The organism is Halomonas binhaiensis (assembly GCF_008329985.2).
Taxonomy (GTDB): domain Bacteria; phylum Pseudomonadota; class Gammaproteobacteria; order Pseudomonadales; family Halomonadaceae; genus Halomonas; species Halomonas binhaiensis.
The window spans coordinates 745,212-763,817 of the sequence record NZ_CP038437.2; the positions used below are offsets into that span (position 1 = coordinate 745,212).

General features: G+C 54.0%; 12 protein-coding genes. 7 read left to right on the forward strand and 5 right to left on the reverse strand.

Annotation, left to right across the window (positions count from 1 at the left end; translation table 11 throughout):
* Nucleotides 1-89 precede the first annotated feature (89 nt).
* The 6 genes from E4T21_RS03280 (at nt 90) to E4T21_RS03305 (ending at nt 9,488) form a co-directional block, all read left to right on the forward strand.
* A complete protein-coding gene (locus E4T21_RS03280; protein WP_149283490.1) occupies nt 90-1,745 on the forward strand; it encodes a CTP synthase in 1,656 nt (551 codons plus the stop codon).
* A gap of 5 nt (nt 1,746-1,750) precedes the next feature.
* Nucleotides 1,751-2,602 (forward strand): 3-deoxy-8-phosphooctulonate synthase, encoded by an 852-nt coding sequence (gene kdsA, locus E4T21_RS03285; protein ID WP_149283492.1) that lies wholly within the window; start codon nt 1,751-1,753, stop codon nt 2,600-2,602.
* A 72-nt stretch (nt 2,603-2,674) separates the two neighbouring features.
* Nucleotides 2,675-3,967, forward strand: coding sequence for a phosphopyruvate hydratase (gene eno / locus E4T21_RS03290; protein WP_149283494.1), 1,293 nt, complete (start codon nt 2,675-2,677; stop codon nt 3,965-3,967).
* A gap of 1,022 nt (nt 3,968-4,989) precedes the next feature.
* A complete protein-coding gene (locus E4T21_RS03295) occupies nt 4,990-7,719 on the forward strand; it encodes a beta strand repeat-containing protein (protein WP_149283496.1) in 2,730 nt (909 codons plus the stop codon).
* Between the two features lie 539 nt (nt 7,720-8,258).
* Nucleotides 8,259-8,441: a hypothetical protein gene (locus tag E4T21_RS03300; RefSeq protein ID WP_149283498.1), complete on the forward strand. Its 183-nt coding sequence runs from the start codon at nt 8,259-8,261 to the stop codon at nt 8,439-8,441.
* Nucleotides 8,442-8,651: 210 nt separating this feature from the next.
* Nucleotides 8,652-9,488 carry an ATP-grasp domain-containing protein gene (locus E4T21_RS03305; RefSeq protein ID WP_149283500.1) on the forward strand — a complete coding sequence of 279 codons (837 nt, stop codon included), beginning with the start codon at nt 8,652-8,654 and terminating at the stop codon, nt 9,486-9,488.
* Between the two features lie 133 nt (nt 9,489-9,621).
* Here E4T21_RS03305 and E4T21_RS03310 read toward each other — a convergent pair whose 3' ends face one another.
* Nucleotides 9,622-11,757, reverse strand: a complete 2,136-nt coding sequence (locus E4T21_RS03310; RefSeq protein WP_149283502.1) for a peptidase domain-containing ABC transporter — start codon at nt 11,755-11,757, stop codon at nt 9,622-9,624.
* Nucleotides 11,754-13,043 (reverse strand): HlyD family secretion protein, encoded by a 1,290-nt coding sequence (locus E4T21_RS03315; protein ID WP_149283504.1) that lies wholly within the window; start codon nt 13,041-13,043, stop codon nt 11,754-11,756. Before E4T21_RS03315 ends, E4T21_RS03310 begins: the two co-directional genes overlap by 4 nt.
* 373 nt (nt 13,044-13,416) lie before the next feature.
* On the opposite strand from E4T21_RS03315, the gene E4T21_RS03320 reads away from it, so the two are divergent.
* On the forward strand, nt 13,417-13,674 hold the full coding sequence (locus tag E4T21_RS03320; protein ID WP_149283506.1) for a hypothetical protein: 258 nt from the start codon (nt 13,417-13,419) through the stop codon (nt 13,672-13,674).
* Between the two features lie 230 nt (nt 13,675-13,904).
* Here the strand turns inward: E4T21_RS03320 and E4T21_RS03325 are convergent, their stop codons facing one another.
* From E4T21_RS03325 to E4T21_RS03335, 3 genes are read right to left on the reverse strand one after another with little or no spacing between them, the layout of a single operon-like run.
* Entirely contained in the window at nt 13,905-15,074 is a 1,170-nt protein-coding gene (locus E4T21_RS03325) for an HlyD family type I secretion periplasmic adaptor subunit (protein WP_240349271.1), read from the reverse strand.
* A complete protein-coding gene (locus tag E4T21_RS03330; RefSeq protein ID WP_149283508.1) occupies nt 15,064-17,244 on the reverse strand; it encodes a type I secretion system permease/ATPase in 2,181 nt (726 codons plus the stop codon). The genes E4T21_RS03325 and E4T21_RS03330 overlap by 11 nt, the downstream gene beginning before the upstream one ends.
* Nucleotides 17,245-17,267: 23 nt before the next feature.
* On the reverse strand, nt 17,268-18,605 hold the full coding sequence (locus tag E4T21_RS03335) for a TolC family protein (protein ID WP_149283510.1): 1,338 nt from the start codon (nt 18,603-18,605) through the stop codon (nt 17,268-17,270).
* Nucleotide 18,606 lies beyond the last annotated feature (1 nt).

Consider the following 18,606-nt stretch of genomic DNA (forward strand, 5'->3'; position numbering starts at 1 on the left):
GAGTCAGGTGGGCATATCTGCTAATCTGTCGTCCCATCCTGGCGCGGCTTCCTGCCGTGCCTACTTGATCACGTTTCGACAGGTTCTCCATGACACGATATATCTTCGTGACCGGCGGCGTTGTGTCCTCACTTGGTAAGGGCATTGCGTCGGCCTCGCTGGCGGCGATTCTCGAGGCCCGTGGCCTCAAAGTCACCATGCTCAAGCTCGATCCCTACATCAACGTGGATCCGGGCACCATGAGCCCGTTCCAGCACGGTGAGGTGTTTGTCACCGAGGATGGTGCCGAGACCGACCTGGATCTGGGGCATTACGAGCGTTTCATCCGCACCAAGATGACCCAGTCCAATAACTTCACCACCGGCCGTGTCTACGAGCATGTCCTGCGCAAGGAGCGCCGCGGCGACTATCTGGGCGGGACCGTTCAGGTGATCCCTCATATCACCGATGAGATCAAGCGCCGGGTCTACGAAGGTGGTGATGGCTTTGATGTGGCCCTGGTCGAGATCGGTGGAACCGTGGGTGACATCGAGTCTCTGCCGTTCCTTGAATCCATCCGCCAGATCCGCAGTGAAGTGGGTGCTCAGCGTGCGCTATTCATGCACCTGACCCTGGTGCCTTACATTCAGACAGCGGGTGAGACCAAGACCAAGCCGACCCAGCACTCGGTCAAGGAACTGCGTTCTATCGGTATTCAGCCGGATATTCTCATCTGCCGCTCCGAGGTCGAGCTGGAAGAAACCGAGCGCCGCAAGATTGCTCTGTTCACCAATGTCGAAGAGCGCGCTGTGGTCCCGCTGCAGGATGCCGATACGATCTACCGTATTCCGCTGATGCTGCATGAGCATGGGCTGGATGAGATCGTCTGCGACAAGCTGCGCCTGGAGGCCGATGAGGCGGATCTCAGCGAGTGGGTCAGGGTGCTCGATGCCAAGCTCAATCCGCTGAAGTCGGTCAATATCGCCATGGTCGGCAAGTACATGGAGTTGCTCGACGCATACAAGTCGCTTAACGAAGCATTGATTCATGCTGGTATTCAGACCAGGGTGAAGGTCAATGTCGACTACATCGACTCCGAGGATATCGAGCGCCATGGCCCTGAACGCCTGGCTGGAAAGGATGCCATCCTGGTTCCAGGAGGCTTCGGTGAGCGTGGCGTGGAGGGCAAGATTGCCACGGCGCGTTATGCTCGTGAGAACGACATCCCTTACTTGGGTATCTGCCTCGGCATGCAGGTGGCGGTGATAGAGTTTGCTCGCCATGTCGCTGGCTGGGCCGATGCCAACTCCACCGAGTTTACTCATGACACTCAGCACCCGGTGGTAGGCTTGATCACCGAGTGGATCACGCCAGAGGGCAAGATCGAAGTGCGTGACGAGGCCTCCGACCTGGGCGGCACGATGCGTCTGGGTGGTCAGGAATGTCGACTGGGCAATGGCTCCAAGGCTCGAGAAGCCTATGGTGATGATGTTATCGTCGAACGCCATCGCCATCGTTTCGAGGTCAACAATCAGTTCATTGATGAACTGGAGAAGGCTGGCCTGGTGGTTTCCGGCCGCAGCATCGACAATTCTCTGGTGGAGATGGTCGAACTTCCGGAGCACCCCTGGTACGTGGCCTGTCAATTCCATCCGGAGTTCACTTCCACGCCTCGTGATGGTCATCCGCTGTTCACCGGTTTTGTCAACGCGGCACTGACCCACAAGGCCAAGCGTACTCGCGCCCAGGCGGCGCCTCAGGAGTAATCCGCATGTCCGCTTCTCAACGTACTATCGACTTTGCCGGCCTCAGTGCCGGCAATTCATTGCCTCTGATGCTGTTTGCCGGCATGAATGTGCTCGAATCACGCGAACTCGCGCTAGAGGTCGCTGAGCACTACGTCGAAGTGACCGGCAAGCTTGGTATTCCCTACGTCTTCAAGGCCAGTTTCGACAAGGCCAACCGCAGTTCCATCCATTCCTTCCGCGGTCCAGGGCTGGAAAAAGGCCTGGAAATTCTCGCTGAGGTCAAGGAACGCTTTGGTGTTCCCGTAATCACCGATGTCCATGAGCCGTGGCAGGCCGCGCCCGTCGCCGAAGTGGCCGATGTCATCCAGTTGCCGGCCTTCCTGGCCCGGCAGACGGATCTGGTGGTTGCCATGGCCGAGACGGGAGCTGTGGTCAACGTCAAGAAGCCTCAGTTCATCGCGCCCCACGAAATGCGCCACATCATCACCAAGTTCAAGGAGGCCGGAAACGATCGCATTCTATTGTGCGAACGAGGTTCCAGTTTCGGCTACAACAACCTGGTGGTCGATATGCTGGGCTTCGGAGAAATGAAGGATACTGGTTATCCGCTGCTCTTCGATGTCACTCACTCGTTGCAACGTCCCGGTGGTCGAGCCGATAGTGCCGATGGGCGTCGTGCACAAGTGCTTGACCTGGCGCGCGCCGGGGTTGCCGTAGGTATTGCCGGGCTGTTCCTGGAAGCCCACCCGGACCCGGATAATGCCAAGTGCGATGGTCCATGTGCTTTGCCGCTGGAGATGCTCGAGCCTTTCCTCACGCAGATCAAGGCCATCGATGATCTGATCAAGGGACTGCCATCTATCGATATTCGCTGAAGGCGGCCTTTCCATTGCGCCGTTTTTGCTCAACGCTGCGACACCTCTGTATCAACAACAGGACGAAAAAACATGACCAAGATCGTTGATATCCACGCTCTCGAGGTACTGGACTCCCGAGGCAACCCTACTGTTCAGGCAGAAGTGCGCCTGGAAAGTGGTGCCGTGGGCGTAGCCTGTGCCCCCAGTGGTGCCTCTACCGGATCCCGTGAAGCTCTGGAGCTGCGCGATGGTGACAAGGGCCGTTACCTGGGCAAAGGGGTGCTCAAGGCGGTGGATGCCGTGAACGGCAGGATTCGCGATTGCCTGATCGGCATGGATGCCCGTGACCAGCGTGGCCTGGACAAGGCCATGGTCGAGCTGGATGGTACCGAGAACAAGGAAAACCTCGGTGCCAATGCTATCCTCGCGGTGTCGCTGGCTGCCGCCAAGGCTGCTGCCAATGCCAAGGGTGTCGCTCTGTATGCCCACATTGCCGAACTCTACGGCCAGCCGGGCAAGTACCTGATGCCGGTACCGATGATGAATATCCTCAATGGCGGCGAACACGCTGACAACAACGTCGACATCCAGGAGTTCATGATCCAGCCCGTCGGTGCCGAGAACTTCCGTGAAGGCCTGCGTGTTGGTGCTGAAGTGTTCCACGCCCTGAAGAAGGTACTGGGCGCGCGTGGCCTTGCGACTGCCGTTGGTGATGAAGGTGGCTTCGCCCCCAACCTGGCGTCCAATGCTGAGGCCCTGGCCGTGATCAAGCAGGCTATCTCTGATGCTGGCTATGAGCTGGGCAAGGACATTACGCTGGCCCTGGACTGTGCTTCAAGCGAGTTCTACAAGGACGGCAATTATGTGCTGGCAGGAGAGGGCAAGAGCTTCGATGCAGAAGGCTTTGCTGACTACCTGGTGGGGCTGGCCAATGAGTATCCCATCGTCTCCATTGAAGATGGTATGGACGAATCCGACTGGGCTGGCTGGAAATCCCTGACCACCAAGCTTGGCGATCGCGTTCAACTGGTCGGTGATGACCTGTTCGTCACCAACACCAAGATTCTCAAGCGCGGTATCGATGAGCAGATCGGTAACTCCATCCTGATCAAGTTCAACCAGATCGGTTCTCTGTCCGAGACCCTGGATGCGATCAAGATGGCCCAGGATGCTGGATTCACTGCGGTCATCTCTCACCGTAGCGGTGAAACAGAAGACACGACCATTGCTGATCTGGCCGTAGGTACCTGCGCAGGCCAGATCAAGACAGGTTCGCTGTGTCGTTCTGATCGTGTTGCCAAATACAACCGCCTGCTGGTCATCGAACAAGAGCTGGGAGATCGGGTCAGCTATCCGGGACGCAGTGCGATCAAGGGGCAGTAACCTCCTGCGCTGCGGGAGAAAGCGCCGCTGTTGGAGATTGTTTTTGTAAGAGATTTGCTACAAATTTCCGAAGAAATTGACCCGGAAATGCGCAAAAAAGCTCGCGATACTCTCGCGAGCTTTTTTATTTGATTGATTTTAAAGAGAAATTAAATTCTTCATGCTCCTGTCATACTTTGCTGAGGCGAAACCTGGCGAGTTGAGAACCTGGGAAAACGTGGCAGAATCAAAAACATGAATCGGAGAGGTCAGGTTCGCAGCGGCATGTGTCCTGATCGCCCCCTCCGGGGAGACAGTGAAGATAGCATGGAGGTTGTCATCACTGTGGAGTCGGGGTCGATCATGGAGCCGGTGGTTTGCACCGGAGTGCCGGTCTTCTGATTCTGGGTGTGTTCAGGAATGCGATTATGGGTGCGCCTGGTGCGACAGGGAGTCGCTTCTGGGCAGGGAGGTCACCCTAGGATTCGGGCAGAAGGATCTGCTCAAGGAAATGCTTGGAGCGGGCGGCCTACGGGCCGCCTTTTTTTTGCCTTCAATGTCCACTGCTGGTGAGTCTTAAGACTGGCATGCATGTGCCTGTATATTGGTCGCCCCAGATTTCCTGAACCCCACTTCAGGCACTTTTCTTTCACGAGAAGTGATAAATGTATTGTCATGAAGAATGCAGCATTCTGTTCATGTATTGGCAATAATTCCTGCAATATTTATATGAAACTTCGAATATTACCTCAACGAAGGTAATGTGTTGCAGCAGCGAAAATTAAATCAAACGATTGTATTAAAAGTTGTGAAAATATTATTCTCCCTAAATGCCTTGAAAGGGTATTTTCTTCTTTTCTCATGAGTCGTGACACCAGAATTAACAATACGACTCAAATGATGACTGAACATCACCATCGTTATTCAAGAGAAAAAGAAACTTCATTAGCAGCAATTGGCGTTGCCTCACATACTGGTTGAAGGCACGTGGTAATCATGTGCGTGCATGGGAACCATTCATCTTTCAAGGATTGGAGTGACTCATGGTGACTCAGATTGGCAGCATCGATAACAACATCACGATTAACTACAACGGGGAAGAAATCGTACTGGACTGGACCAGTGATTACTTCCTCGATGGAAACGCCACCAATGTTGACTATGGCACCGACGCCATCTTTGATCTCGGTTTCATGACCATCGACTACTCCTCTTCTCTGGGTGCGGACCTGGATACTGGAGATGTTACGGTTCCTCCCGTTGATGGGATCGGACCGGACGCTATCGCAGGGGTTGGATCCGTTCTTGAGTTACTGCTCGGTGCTGCAGGTGCCGATGAACAGGCTTTCGACTCTCTGGGCGACACCATCTCCGATCTGATGGGTAGTTCTGGGACCTCGGCCTCTGAAGCGGCCGATGCTATCACTGCCAGCCTTGGTGGCTCGCTGGATGAGAGCCTGGCTGGACTGGGCATTGATGCTCCGGCTGAAGAAGTGATCGGCGCCCTGCTGAGCGGCAAGGCAGGGGCGGGTGACGAAGTCCTGACCCAGGTCGGCAATGCTCTCGATGTGTCCCTGGATAGCCTGGGTGAACTGGTTGATGGTGACATCACTCTGGCTGACTTCCTGCTTAGCGATAATGGTGTGCTCGGTGGCCTGATCGGCGATCAGAGCGTCCTTTCCGGTATCCTCGACGGCACTTCGGAGCTGGTTGCAGCCGACACTGCAGCACTGGAGGCCGTTCAACTTACCATTAACCAACTGCTTTCCGGTGATGTCCTGGGCGACCTGCTCACCGATGGTGGTCTGGCGGGCAATATCACTGGCGCTGGTCCTCTGGCGGGTGTGCTGAATGTGGCGCTGGGCGACGAAGGTCTGCTGGGTGGTCTGGTTACAGGCGACACTGAGCTCCTGGGTACGCTCCTGGGCGAGGGTGGTCCACTGGCGGGCGCCACAGACATCCTGACTACCGGTGGTCTTGGTGAGCTGCTGGCATTGTCAGACAGTCTGCTGGGCGGTGGTCTGGATGGCGTGCTGGATGGTGCGCTGGGTGACATTCTGGATGGTGGCCTGCCCGTGTTGGGTGGCTTGCTGGAAGGAGGTGAACTCGGCGGAGACCTGCCGCTGTTGAGCGGCCTGTTCGATGGTGGCCTGCTGGATGGTGATCTGCTGGATGGCCTGCTTGGTGGTAATGGTGGTGTGGTTGGATCGGAAGCCATCGCTGGGGTTGGCGCTATTCTTGAAATGCTGCTCGGTGCAGCAGGTGCCGATGGCCAGGCTTTCGACTCGCTGGGCGATACCATCTCTAGCTTGATGGGGGGCACAGGTACCTCGGCTTCTGAAGCGGCCGATGCGATCACGGCCAGCCTAGGGGGCGCCTTGGATGGTAGCCTGGCAGGCCTGGGTATCGACGCTCCAGCCGAAGAAGTGATCGGCGCCTTGTTGAGCGGCAAGGCGGGGGCGGGTGATGCAGTCCTGACCCAGGTTGGCAATGCTCTCGACGTGTCCCTGGATAGCCTGGGTGAGCTGGTTGATGGCGACATCACCCTGGCTGACTTCCTGCTCAGCGATAACGGTGTGCTTGGTGGCCTGATTGGTGATCAGAGCGTGCTTTCCGGCATCCTCGACGGCACATCAGAGCTGGTTGCCGCCGACACTGCTGCATTGGAAGCTGTCCAACTGACCATTGACCAGCTGCTTTCCGGTGACGTTCTGGGGGACTTGCTGGCTGATGGTGATCTGGTTGGCGGTTTGACCGATGGCGGCCCTCTGGCTGGCGTACTGAATGTGGCGCTGGGCGACGAAGGCCTGCTGGGTGGTCTGGTCACTGGTGACACCGAACTCCTGGGTACGCTGCTGGGTGATGGCGGTCCGCTGGCGGGTGTCACAGGTATCCTGACCAGTGGTGGTCTGGGCGAAGTGCTGGCGTTGTCAGATAGCCTGCTGGGTGGCGGCCTGGATGGCGTGCTGGATGGTGCGCTGGGCGGCATTCTGGATGGCGGTCTGCCGATCCTGGGTGGCCTGCTGGATGGTGGTGCTCTCGGCGGAGACCTGCCGCTACTAGGCGGCTTGTTCGATGGCGGCCTGCTGGATGGTGACCTGCTCGGTGGTCTGCTGGGCGGCGACGGCGGCCTGCTGGGGGGGCTGACCGGCGACGGCGGTCTGTTGGGCGGCGTACTGGGCGGTGACGGTGGTCTGTTGGGTGGCGTGACCGACGGCGTACTGGGCGGTGACGGTGGCCTGTTGGGTGGCGTGACCGACGGCGTGCTGGGTGGTGACGGTGGCCTGTTGGGTGGCGTGACTGACGGCGTGCTGGGTGGTGACGGTGGCCTGTTGGGTGGTGTGACCGACGGCGTGCTGGGCGGCGTGACTGACGGCGCCTTGGGCGGCGTGACCGATGGCGTGCTGGGCGGCGTGACTGACGGCGCCTTGGGTGGCGTGACCGATGGCGTGCTGGGTGGCGTGACCGATGGTGTGGCAGGCGACTTGGTCGGTGGCGTGACTGATGCTGCAGGTGGTGTGACCGATGGTGTGGCAGGCGACCTGGTCGGTGGTGTGACTGATGCTGCAGGTGGTGTGACTGATGCTGCAGGTGGTGTGACTGACGACGTTGCACTGCTCGATAATGACGACCTGCTGAGCGGTGACCTGCTGGGTGAGGGCGATGCCTTGGCTGGCGACCTGGTGAATAGTGTTGATCCGGCCACTAGTGGACTGGTGAGCACTGACATCATCGATGCTCAGCCTGAGCCGCTGCCTCTGGAAGTTGCCTGATAGATAATCTCTGATTTTATATCTTCAGGCTCTTCTCACAGCACTCCGCGGATTTTTCCGCGGAGTGTTTTTTTATGACTACATCACATGGAATGAGGACAGGCATTTTTCTCTCTGGCCTAGAACGTGATGAGAGTCTTATTAGTTTGTTCTTTTGGTTTCGTAATGTTTTATTTGGTGATGGCTGGAGGGGTATCTCGCAGATTGATTTCTCCTTGTCGTTTGAAGCATGTTTCTGATGGTTTATGTAATTACTGTTGGTAGTTGTTAGTATGAAAATCACAAACTGTTACGGTGTCGATTTATATCCAAGCCTACAATAGTATTCGGCATGTTAAATAGTCTCCGTGAAACATACGGAGTAACTTAGCATGCCAATCCGCACTGAGTTATATATCTGCCTGAAGGCGGATAGCGGGTTTTTTGGGGAATTGAAGTAAAACCAACAGGAGAGTGCATCAATGTCAGCTATTGATAAAGCAGCAAAAGAATCCCTGGCAGGTGATAGCATTAGGTGCCTGCGAGAAGATGAGTATGCCATGATCCGAGGTGGTCTGGGCGACATGGCAACGACCCTGGCGCTTGGTGAAGAAGATGGCGGTGGCATCGGTGGCGGCGGCGGTTGCTGGGCAACGACCCTGGCGCTTGGTGAAGAAGAACCGTGGGACATGCTGAGCTCAGCGCTGGATATCGACTTCCATTTCGATTTCGGATGGAACTGACAGAATAGTTGTGGAAGATGCCAGAGTGTCACGTAATGATAACCACGTGGCACTCTGGCTTTTTTGAGCTGGGGTGATTTTTTATGAAAGTATAATGACAATAAGGTAGTTATAGGAAATGTGGGCCAGTGACGAATCGCGTATGGTATTTATTCACTCATAAATGCTATCTGTCTAGACTAACATTCTAAATTATTGGTTGATCATAATATGATATTGATTGCTGGTGGTCAGCTTGATGTAAATATCCGAGTGCTCGCTCAACGTCTGGAACAAAGGGAAATTCCATTTCATAAGCTTCTTGTGGGACCAGAAAATCCACCTGATCTACGTATAGACATAAAGAAAAATAGCTTCGAGCTGAATGGCGTTGCCATATCTCCAACGGGGTGTTTTATCAGGCATGATGTTTTCCTGTACAAGACTGATAATCTTGCCCTGGCGCATTCCAGAGCCTTGAACTGGTATCAGGCTGTACGTGGATGGGTAACAGGAAAGCAGGATATCAAGCTATTCAACCGGTATTTTTACCTTCGGGAAAACAACAAGATCCATAATCTTATTCTTGCACAGGACTTTGGATTGCCCATTCCGGACACGGTCGTTATCAACGACTTCACTGGCATCGATGAGGGAATGGTCCAAAAGCCTGTTGCGGGGGGAGAGTATACTGGACTTGTCGGAGATTTACCGGAGGACCCTGGCGCGTATCCTCGTTTTATTCAGCCGCGTCTCAACCGTCCAGAAATGCGAATTTACCGCATTGGCCCAAGAATGCTGGCCTTTTGGCTTCACTCGGCAGCACTCGATTATCGGTGTACAAAAGATATAGAAATAGAGTTCACCGATGTACCACAGGATATAGGTGAAAAACTGATGTCATTGTGCGATCGTCTGGAGCTTGACTATGCTGCTGCCGATTTCATGGCTGATGATGAAGGGCAACTGCATTTTCTTGAAGTGAATTCACAGCCCATGTTTGCTGCATTTGATAGAGCTGCCAAGGGGCAGCTGTGTGATGCCATTATCGATTATTTGAGTGATTAATAAAATCTCCCCTTCTTTATATTTGAATAGAAGTCATCAAAGTAAAGAAGGGGAGAGATATCTCAAGACACTTGTTTTAATTGTTCTTGTCTCATGGTTTTTGTGTCAATGTTCTTTTATCAGTGTTCTTTTATCATTGTGCGTTAGACGCCTGGTCCTGCAGCTCCTTGAGATCGATGACCCTGTCGGTCATGGCCAGTGTCGAAGGACGGTGGGCAATCACTATTCGGGTGATGGAAAGCTGCTTGATGGCAGCATTGATAGCAGCCTCATTTTCCGGGTCCAGGTTGCTCGTCGCCTCATCGAGGAGCAGCAGGCTGGGTCGGCGGTATAGGGCTCTCGCCAGAATGATTCGCTGCCTCTGACCACCAGACAAGGTGCTTCCCATGTCGCCGACAAAGGTTTCATACCCCATTGGCATCTTGGCAATTTCCGTGTGTATGGCGGCCAGCATCGCACATTGCTGCATGAGACGCAGGTCAGGGTTTGGGTCGAAACTACAGATGTTCTCAGCGATGGAGCCCGCAAACAGGCGGTCATCCTGCAGGACACAGCCAATTCTGTCCCGATAGGCATTCAGACCCAGTGTCGAGAGAGTTTTGCCATCGATACGAACTTCCCCTTCGTTAGGCAGCATCAGGCCAGAGATGATTTTCATCAGTGTCGTCTTGCCTGTGCCAGAAGGGCCTGAGATCCCGACGCATTCATTCTGCTCGATCGTGATATTGATATTCTTCAGTACATCCGGCTCATTGTCCGAATAGCGGAAGCTCACGTTTTCAATTTCCAGGCGACCGAGCTTTTCTGTTCCCGCCGTATCGTAGGCCTGTTCCGCTGCATCGATCTGGCTTTCCTCGGGCTCTGAAAGCGCAATATCGGCGATACGTTCGCCATGCAGCGACAACATGCGAAGGCTCAAGATAGTGGTGACGAAGCTATCCATTCTTGCAGCAAACTGGTCCTTGTAGGACAGGAACGCGATAAGCATACCGACTGAAAGGGTATCTCCAAGAATTGCCTTGGCTCCCAGGTAAATAATGATGATGCGGTCGATACCAAAAATCAGCTTGCTGGCGGTCTGGAAGACAACATCGAACTTTTGCACTTTCAAGTTCGCATTGATTCTGTCAACAAGGTAATTCACCCACACTGAGCGACGACGCTCTTTCAGGTTCATTACCTTCAGGCTGGCCATGCCCCTGAGACTCTCCATGAAATGCGTGTTCTCTTTGGCGGCGTAGACAATGGCTTCTTCCGACAAACTGCGATACCTGAAATATGTCGCGACTCTGAGGATCGTATATAACACCACCGCTATCATCGCAATGCCGGCCAGCCAGCCGCCATAAAGCCACATCATGATGATGAGGGCGATGGACATACCGCCATCCAGCAGTGTCGTGATAGCCGTTGTCGTCAGGGTTTGTTGAATAGAATCCACGGAACCAAAGCGGGATACGATGTCCCCGACATGGCGTTTTTCAAAGTAGCTGAGAGGCAGCCGCATCAAATGATCGAACAGGCCTGCCTTCCATTGCAGCACCAAGCCGGAGCCAATCAGCATGGATGTCCAGGAGCGAATGAAGCTTGCCAAAACCTGGAGAGCAAGAAAGAAGCAGAAGGCAATGGTAATCAAGGTAAGCAGGTCATAATCAGAAGCCACTATGACTTCATCAATTATCATCTGAAAACCAATTGGCATGGCGATGGTGACGAGTTCAAGGAGGACTGAAATAGACAGAATCTGAAGCGCTGCCCGGCCGATGCCCGCAGTCCGCTTGATCATTTCAGTAACGTGAATACGTTCACGTTCGTCTTTCTTGGCGAAGAATTCCGTTGGCCAGGCTTCCAGTGCAACGCCAGTAAAGTGGCTTGAAACTTCTGACATCGTCAGCGTTCGGCTGCCTGTCGCTGGGTCATGGATCGTCACGCCACGTGACCCAACACGGGTCAGAACCACAAAGTGGTTGTGATCCCAATGCAGGATACAAGGCAGTTTTAGCTGTTTTAGATCCTCAAGCTCCAGGCGCACTGCACGAGTGGACAGATGCAGGCCATTACCAATTTCAAGGAGGTCTCTTAGTGCCATACCCTTGAGTGAGGTGGCAAAATGCCGACGCATGGCAGGGAGGTCAAGCGCGTGGCCGTGATAGCTTGCCACCATGGCCATGCATGCAAGACCACATTCTGCCGCCTCAGACTGAATGATGACCGGCGTGCCTTTCTTCATTGAGCCAAGAAGACGTTTTGGAAGTTCTGCAAGGTTCATTGTGTTGCCTCCCCAGAGCTCAATACTTCCGAGAGTCCATATAGTGGCTCGAATATCCATTGGTAAAGCGGACGTGTTTCAACCAGAACGTGGGCCTCCACTTGCATGCCTGCCTGCAATGGAATCTGTGCGCCGTAGGCCATGGCAAAAGGCGTGTCTGGTCTTACTGAGATTCGATAGATGGCTGTTGACTCGGGGGCGGCAGCACCTTCGTCAACCAGCAGCCTTATTTCATCCTGCTTCAGAGGTGCTCGCGAGATATTGGAAACAATGCCTGGGTATTGTCCAAACTTCTGATAAGGGAATGCGGCATAGCGAAGCTGGACTTTATCACCCTCTTTCAAGAAGCCAATGTCATTACTGGGAACCAGCAATTGAGCTTTTAGCTCTGCATAGTCAGGCAAAATAGTAAGCAGTGGTGTGCCGGTATCAACTGTTTGCCCTTCCTGCTTTATGACGGAAGTGACTTGGCCATTTCTGGGCGCAGTGATACGGATGGACTCTCTAGCTTGTCCTTCAGCAATTTGCTGTTCGACATTGATGAGTTGGCGTTTTAGCTCAGCAATTTCCGAAGATTTTTTCAAATCGAAAGATGCCAGAGTGTCATTCATTTCATTTAAATCATCAGACAAGATAATTCGTTGTCTCTTGTAGTTTTCAAGATCATCTCTATATCCGATATATGTCTGTAAACGACTTTCGAATGCTTGGGAAACCGTATAGCCTCGATCAACATATTCTTTTTGCTTCATGGCATAGCCATGCAGGGTCTCCAGAAATTCTTCCATGGTGGCTATCTGGTTATCAATCTGTGAGATTTCTTGCTCAAGGCCTTCGCTTCTGTTCTGCAAGGCCTGTTTGTCCTTTATTGAGATTTCTTCACTACGGGTGATTTCCGCTTGAATTTCTTCTCTTTGCTCTCTCAATAGCTGATTGATGGCAGCCTGAGTGTTGCCAAGAGAGGTTGAGCTATCAAAGCTAACTTCATAAAGTGGTTCTCCACGCTTTACGTCATCACCTTCCTTGACGAATTGGTGGCTTATCCAACCATTATTTGGAGAAGTAATACGGGTCAATCCCTCAGTAGGTGATATAACGCCTGAGACAGCAACGCGTCTGGTATAGTTGCCAAAATACAGAAACAAGATGATGGAGATGACTATAATAATTGAAATGATAGCCACCACCCCTGTAGAAACATTTTGTAACACTGCAGGTTGGCCAAGCCATGACATTTGACGTGACTTAAACGACTCTGGTCGGAACAAAGGGGGATTCTTTGCCATTCCATTGACACTCCTTTACTGAACCCTGCTGCCAGATACCTCTGACCACCAGGGTCAAGGGGAAGCTTTATTCGAAGCTAAGTATTCTTATATTTTTTAAAAAGATGACGCGGATGAAAAGGCCTGTAAGCCAGCTCGCCAAACATACCTCATTCATGATGGATTCTGCTACCGATGAGCGAGGCTTTCTGGCAGTAATTGACGTGATTTTCAGCATAGCGAACAAAATGATTCATACGATAACTGATGAGTATTGTTGTTATCATCTGTTAACAAAATGTGATTGACTTGACGATGACTCTTCTACAAGACTCGAGGCTGAATATAAATATATCCATCATGCTTGATACGACGGAATGCTCTGGAGGGTATTATGTCTGAATCCACGATTCGCACGCTAAGTGAAGACGAGCTCAATGTTGTTGCGGGGGGCGTCACTTTCAATCAGGCCTTGAGCGACCTTCTCGGAGGTGGCGTGCTTGTTCTCGCTGGGGCCAGTAGCCTTGTTTCTGGTGCTGCCAGCGGCATTATCCAGACGCCCATGTTGATTCTGGATTCTCTGGGTGACATTACGGGCAGCTTAGGACTTGGCGGCCTGGATGGCATCGTGGATGGCCTGTCTCCGCTCTGATCTTTACTCCTGGTGCTAAAAAGGTAATCCCGCTATGGGGATTACCTTTTTTATATTTCTGAAGAAGTCCTTTTACTCGAGCAGATAGCCACGCTAAAGGCCTGATGGAATGCCGGAGTCGTTGGTTGTGGCTGTGTTCAAAATGGCTGGCGGCCAAAAAAGTGGCCAAGAGCTTCTGAAACCCTTGGCCACATCTTCATGCCATTAGTGCAATTTTCACTAAGCCCGCATCAATACAATCTGGCCTTGATGATGGGCTTGAGCAGATAGCTCAGGATCGAGCGTTTACCTGTCTGGATATCGACTTCTGCCACCATGCCGGGGCGAATTTCTAGCGTCTGCCCTTTGTGATGAAGGCTGGCTTCCTTGGTACGTACCAGCACCTCGTAATAGGATTCTTTACCCTGAGGCGTTTCTTCTTCGATGGTGTCCTCACTGATCTGCTCGACAGTGCCTTTCAGGTCTCCGTAGATGGTGTAATCATAGGCGGTGATCTTGACACTGGCCGGCATGCCGGGCGCAATGAAGGCCACATCCTTCGGGCGAACGCGTGCTTCAATCAACAGCTGGTCACCCAATGGTGTCACTTCCATGATCTCCTCACCTGGCTGAACGACACCGCCATGGGTTGTGATCATGATGTCATTGACTCTTCCATTCACCGGAGAACGAATTTCCGTACGCGTCAACTGATCACGCTTTTGCAGTAGTGTCTGTTCCAAGGTGCTGAGTTCGGCCTGCTTGCTGGACAACTCTGAATAGGCATCTTGTACGTAGGTGTTGCGCATTTCTGCCAGTTTGCCAGCGAGTGATGCGATGCTCTGCTGCAGCTTGAGTGCCTCCATCTCACTGACAGAACGGCGTTGTACCAGTGGCTTCACCAGGTTCAACTGTTGTTGGGTGATCGCGATTTCATCCTGAATAGAGTTCTGTGCCTGTATAAGGCGAGCACGCCTGGCGTTGAACAAGTCACGTTCCGACTGAGCCAGCTCACCTTCAGGATCGATGTCCTCAGGGAATTCGACTTTCTCTTTTTCCAGAACTTCTGACTCTAGACGTGCAATGGCTGCCCGTAATACGAGAATCTGGCTTTGGGTTTCGAGAAAGGCACTGAGAAAGCGGGTATCGTCCAGCTTGACCAAGGGCTGTCCGATTTCCACCTCGTCGCCGATATTGACCATCAGTTGGCTGAGAATGCCGCCTTCCAGACTCTGGATGGTCTGCATCCGCGATAGTGGGATTACCTTTCCCTCACCTCGTGTCACTTCGTCAACTTGAGCCCAGGCGGCCCAGCCAACGAAACCAGCGATGATGAGAGCGCTCAGCCATAGCGCCGGTCGTGCAACCTTGAACTTTTTACGCTGCTCCCATGGAGCTGCCATGGTGTTTTCAATTTGCACTGGCGGCTCCTCCCTTGGCCTGGCGACCGACTCTTGCCACTTGGCCGGCTGCGGATGTCCTTACTTGATTGCCGTTGATGATCTGATCCTGAGGGGCATCCATCACCACAGCACCTTCTTTCAGCACCACGGCTCGATGAGTCAAGGCAAGCAGAGATTTCTTGTGTGTCGAAACCACCAGAGTGCGGCCTTCCAGCCAGGTGTTGAGAAAACGAACCACATTCTGTTCGTTGGTCTGATCAAAGGCTGAAGTTGGCTCGTCCATCAACACGATACGTGGGTCCTGAAGCAGTATCCTGGCCAGACCAATCGCCTGACGCTGACCTCCGGAAACACTGCCGTTGCCCTGAATGGGCATGTCCAGGCCCATGCTATGGCGACGAACGAAGCGGCCAAGCCCTGCTGCATCAAGTGCATCCAGCAGTTCGCTATCGTCCTTTGCCTCGCCATCGAGCAGAAGATTGTCACGCAGACTACCAAAGAACAGGGATATGTCCTGAGGCAGGTAGCCGATGGCCCGGCGACGGTCTGCAGGGTCGATATGCTGCAGTGAGACGTCATCCAGCTCCAGGTTTCCAGCGCTGGGATCGAAATAGCCAGCCAACAGGCGCAATAACGTGCTCTTTCCTGCGCCGTTGCCTCCTAACAGGGCGATACGCTCACCTGCCTGGATATCCAGTTGAGAGATGCTCAGCGATGGCAGTTCGGCTTCCCCATACTGCCAGGTCACTTTCTCCAGGCGATAGTTGCCCTGCAGGTCGGGGCGTCGCACGAAATGACGATCTGCGGGGCGCTCCACTGGAGCTTCCATCAGGTTGTCCAGTCCTTCCATGGCGACCTTGACGTGCTGCCAGCGTGCCAGCATGCCTGCGACCTGGGACAGCGGTGACACGGTGCGCGAGGTCAGAATGGTACAGGCGATCAGAGCACCCACGGTGAGCTCGCCCGCGGAGATCAGATAAACACCGGTAATGACCACACCTACATAGGCCAATTGCTGGACCATGCTGGCACCGAAGGACAGGCGGGTGGATAGTGTGCGCTGACGAATATTGGCCTCGGCCAGATCCTGGGACAGGTTATCCCACATCTTCAACTGGCGACCTTCTGCACGGGTGGCCTTGACGGTCTCCAGGTTCTCGATCGACTCAAGCAGTACGCCTTGACGAACAGCGCCTTCCTTGAGGCATTGGCGGGAAAGGCGTGCCAGAGTCTTCTGGGCCAACAACCCAGGCAGAACCATCAATACCATGGCGGCGACGGGCACCCAGACCATATGGCCACCTACAAAGGCAATGACGCCGAGGAACAGCAAGACGAAGGGCAAGTCACTGATTGCACCGATGGTGGAGGAGGTGAGGAATTCACGAACCGACTCGAATTCCCTGATCTGGCTTGAAAAGGCGCCTGTCGAGCCAGGCTTGGCGGCCAGGCGCAGTTGCATCACACGGTCAAACAGCATTGACGACAAATGCAGGTCCAGTGCCTTGCCAGTGCTATCGAGAATGTGAGCGCGAAGGTTGCGCAGAAGAAACTCGAACAGTACCGCGATGCCCACACCGCTGGCGAGAATCCACAAGGTCGAAAAGGCCTCGTTTGGCACCACGCGATCATAGACCTGCATAGCAAACAGGGCGGTGGAAATGGCGAGCAGGTTGGCCATGAAAGCCGCCACACCCACTTCGCTGTAGTCTTTCCAGCATTTCTTGATCGGGCCTTTCAGCCAATGCTCATCTTCGGCCTTGGCAAAGTCTTCGGCTCGCTCATCGGGACGAAAGATGGGGCGGGCAATCACGATGAGCCCAGAGGAGCGCCTTTGCAACTCTTCTAGTGGCCAGCTTTCGCTGCCACCATCACTCTCAGGTAGAAGCACAATGGCTGTGTCTTCCTGCCTGTCTGCCCAGACAACGGTTCTCCCGTCCTCCAGCAGCACTAGTACGGGCAGGAGACCTTTGGCCACCTTATTGACAGATACGGCCTCCACCTTGCCGCTTACCTCGACACGCCGAAGCGCCCGAGGCAGGTGAGAAAGGGGAAGGCACCCAGCTTGCAACGGAAAACCATCGCCTAGTTGATTGACGGTGGCACCGCGCCCCAATTGCCGGCATAGCAGCACCAGCCCACTGCGCAGGGTGTCTTCGACACCCGATGCGGCTTTCCATTCCGCCATGGAAGGTCCCCTTCACTTATCACTTATTTCAATACTTGGCCCAACATGCCCAGCTGCGTAGCAGCCTGGTATTCGAGCCGGTATTTCTCGATGGCAAGATCAGCTTTCTGGCGCTCGGCTTCGAAACGTTCCCGCTCGATGCTCAAGATGTCTGCTATATCGCGAAAGCCTGCCTGGAATTGCTCGCGGTAGGTATCTACCACGGCCGCGGAACTACTGATCTGCTGTTCGACCTGTTTGATGCGTCCCAGGATCACCTTGCGCTGATCGAGCAAGCTGTCCAGATTGCGGCGTATATCACGCTGGGTTGCGGACTTGGTCCATTCTGCGGCTTGCAGTCGCTGGCGCGCAGAATCTACCTCGCGCCAGTTGGAAAGCCCTTGGATCGGTTCCATGCGCAGGCGCAAGGCAACGATCTGGTCATCCTCCATGTTCCCACCGATTTCCCGGTTGAGCAGAGAACCTTCGAGATTCAGTTGTGGCTTGAGCTTGGCCTTGGACTGATCGAGGTTCGATCGCGCAACATCCACTTCGGCATGGCTGCGCTGCAAGGCCGGAGCATCGAGCAGGGCTTGTTCGAGTCGATCAGGCTGCTCCATCGTTTCGAGCAGCGAGACGAAAGGGGGTTGAGAGAGATCGTAAGGTGAGGCTTCCACCAGTACGCGGAACTGCTGGCGGGCTTCATCCAGAGCGCCCATTTCAACGGACAGTTGCTCATTGGCACGAGCGACTTCCAGAGTTGCTCGGTCGCTTTCACTGCGATCGCTGTAGCCACTGGTATCGCGGTCAGTGAGCAGGCCCTGCAGCTTGGCAAGACGTGCTTCATAGTCTTCGACAGCACTGAGGCGTGCACTGGCTGCCAGGACATCCAGATAGATTTCGATGATATCCAGTGCGGCTTCATCGCTGGTGACTTTCAGGGCCTCCAGCTTTTCACGATATTCCGCAGAGGCGCCATCAACCTGAGCGCCAATATTGCCCCAGTCGTACAGTACCTGGGTGGCGGTAATTTCATAGCCGACCTTGCTATCGTCGAGAACGTTCTCTGGGCCGGCTGACATGGAAAGTGATGGCCAATAGCTATCCTTGGCAATATCGACTTGGGTTTCTGCACTTTGTGCTTCGGATTCTGCCGCCAGAACTTCAGGATGTACCTCCAGCCCCTGGTTCACCGCCTCTACAAGACTGATCGCCCATGCGGGCACTGGCAGGCTTGCCAGTGCCACGACGAGGGCGATCGGCCGCAAATGAGAGGCCCACCGCCCCGGGCTTCCGGGGCGGTGGGATGGTTTGCCGAACAGTGGCTGGGAGGATGCCTTTGGTGGCGCTAGGGTATTGCTTGAAACATCTTCCCAGTTCATA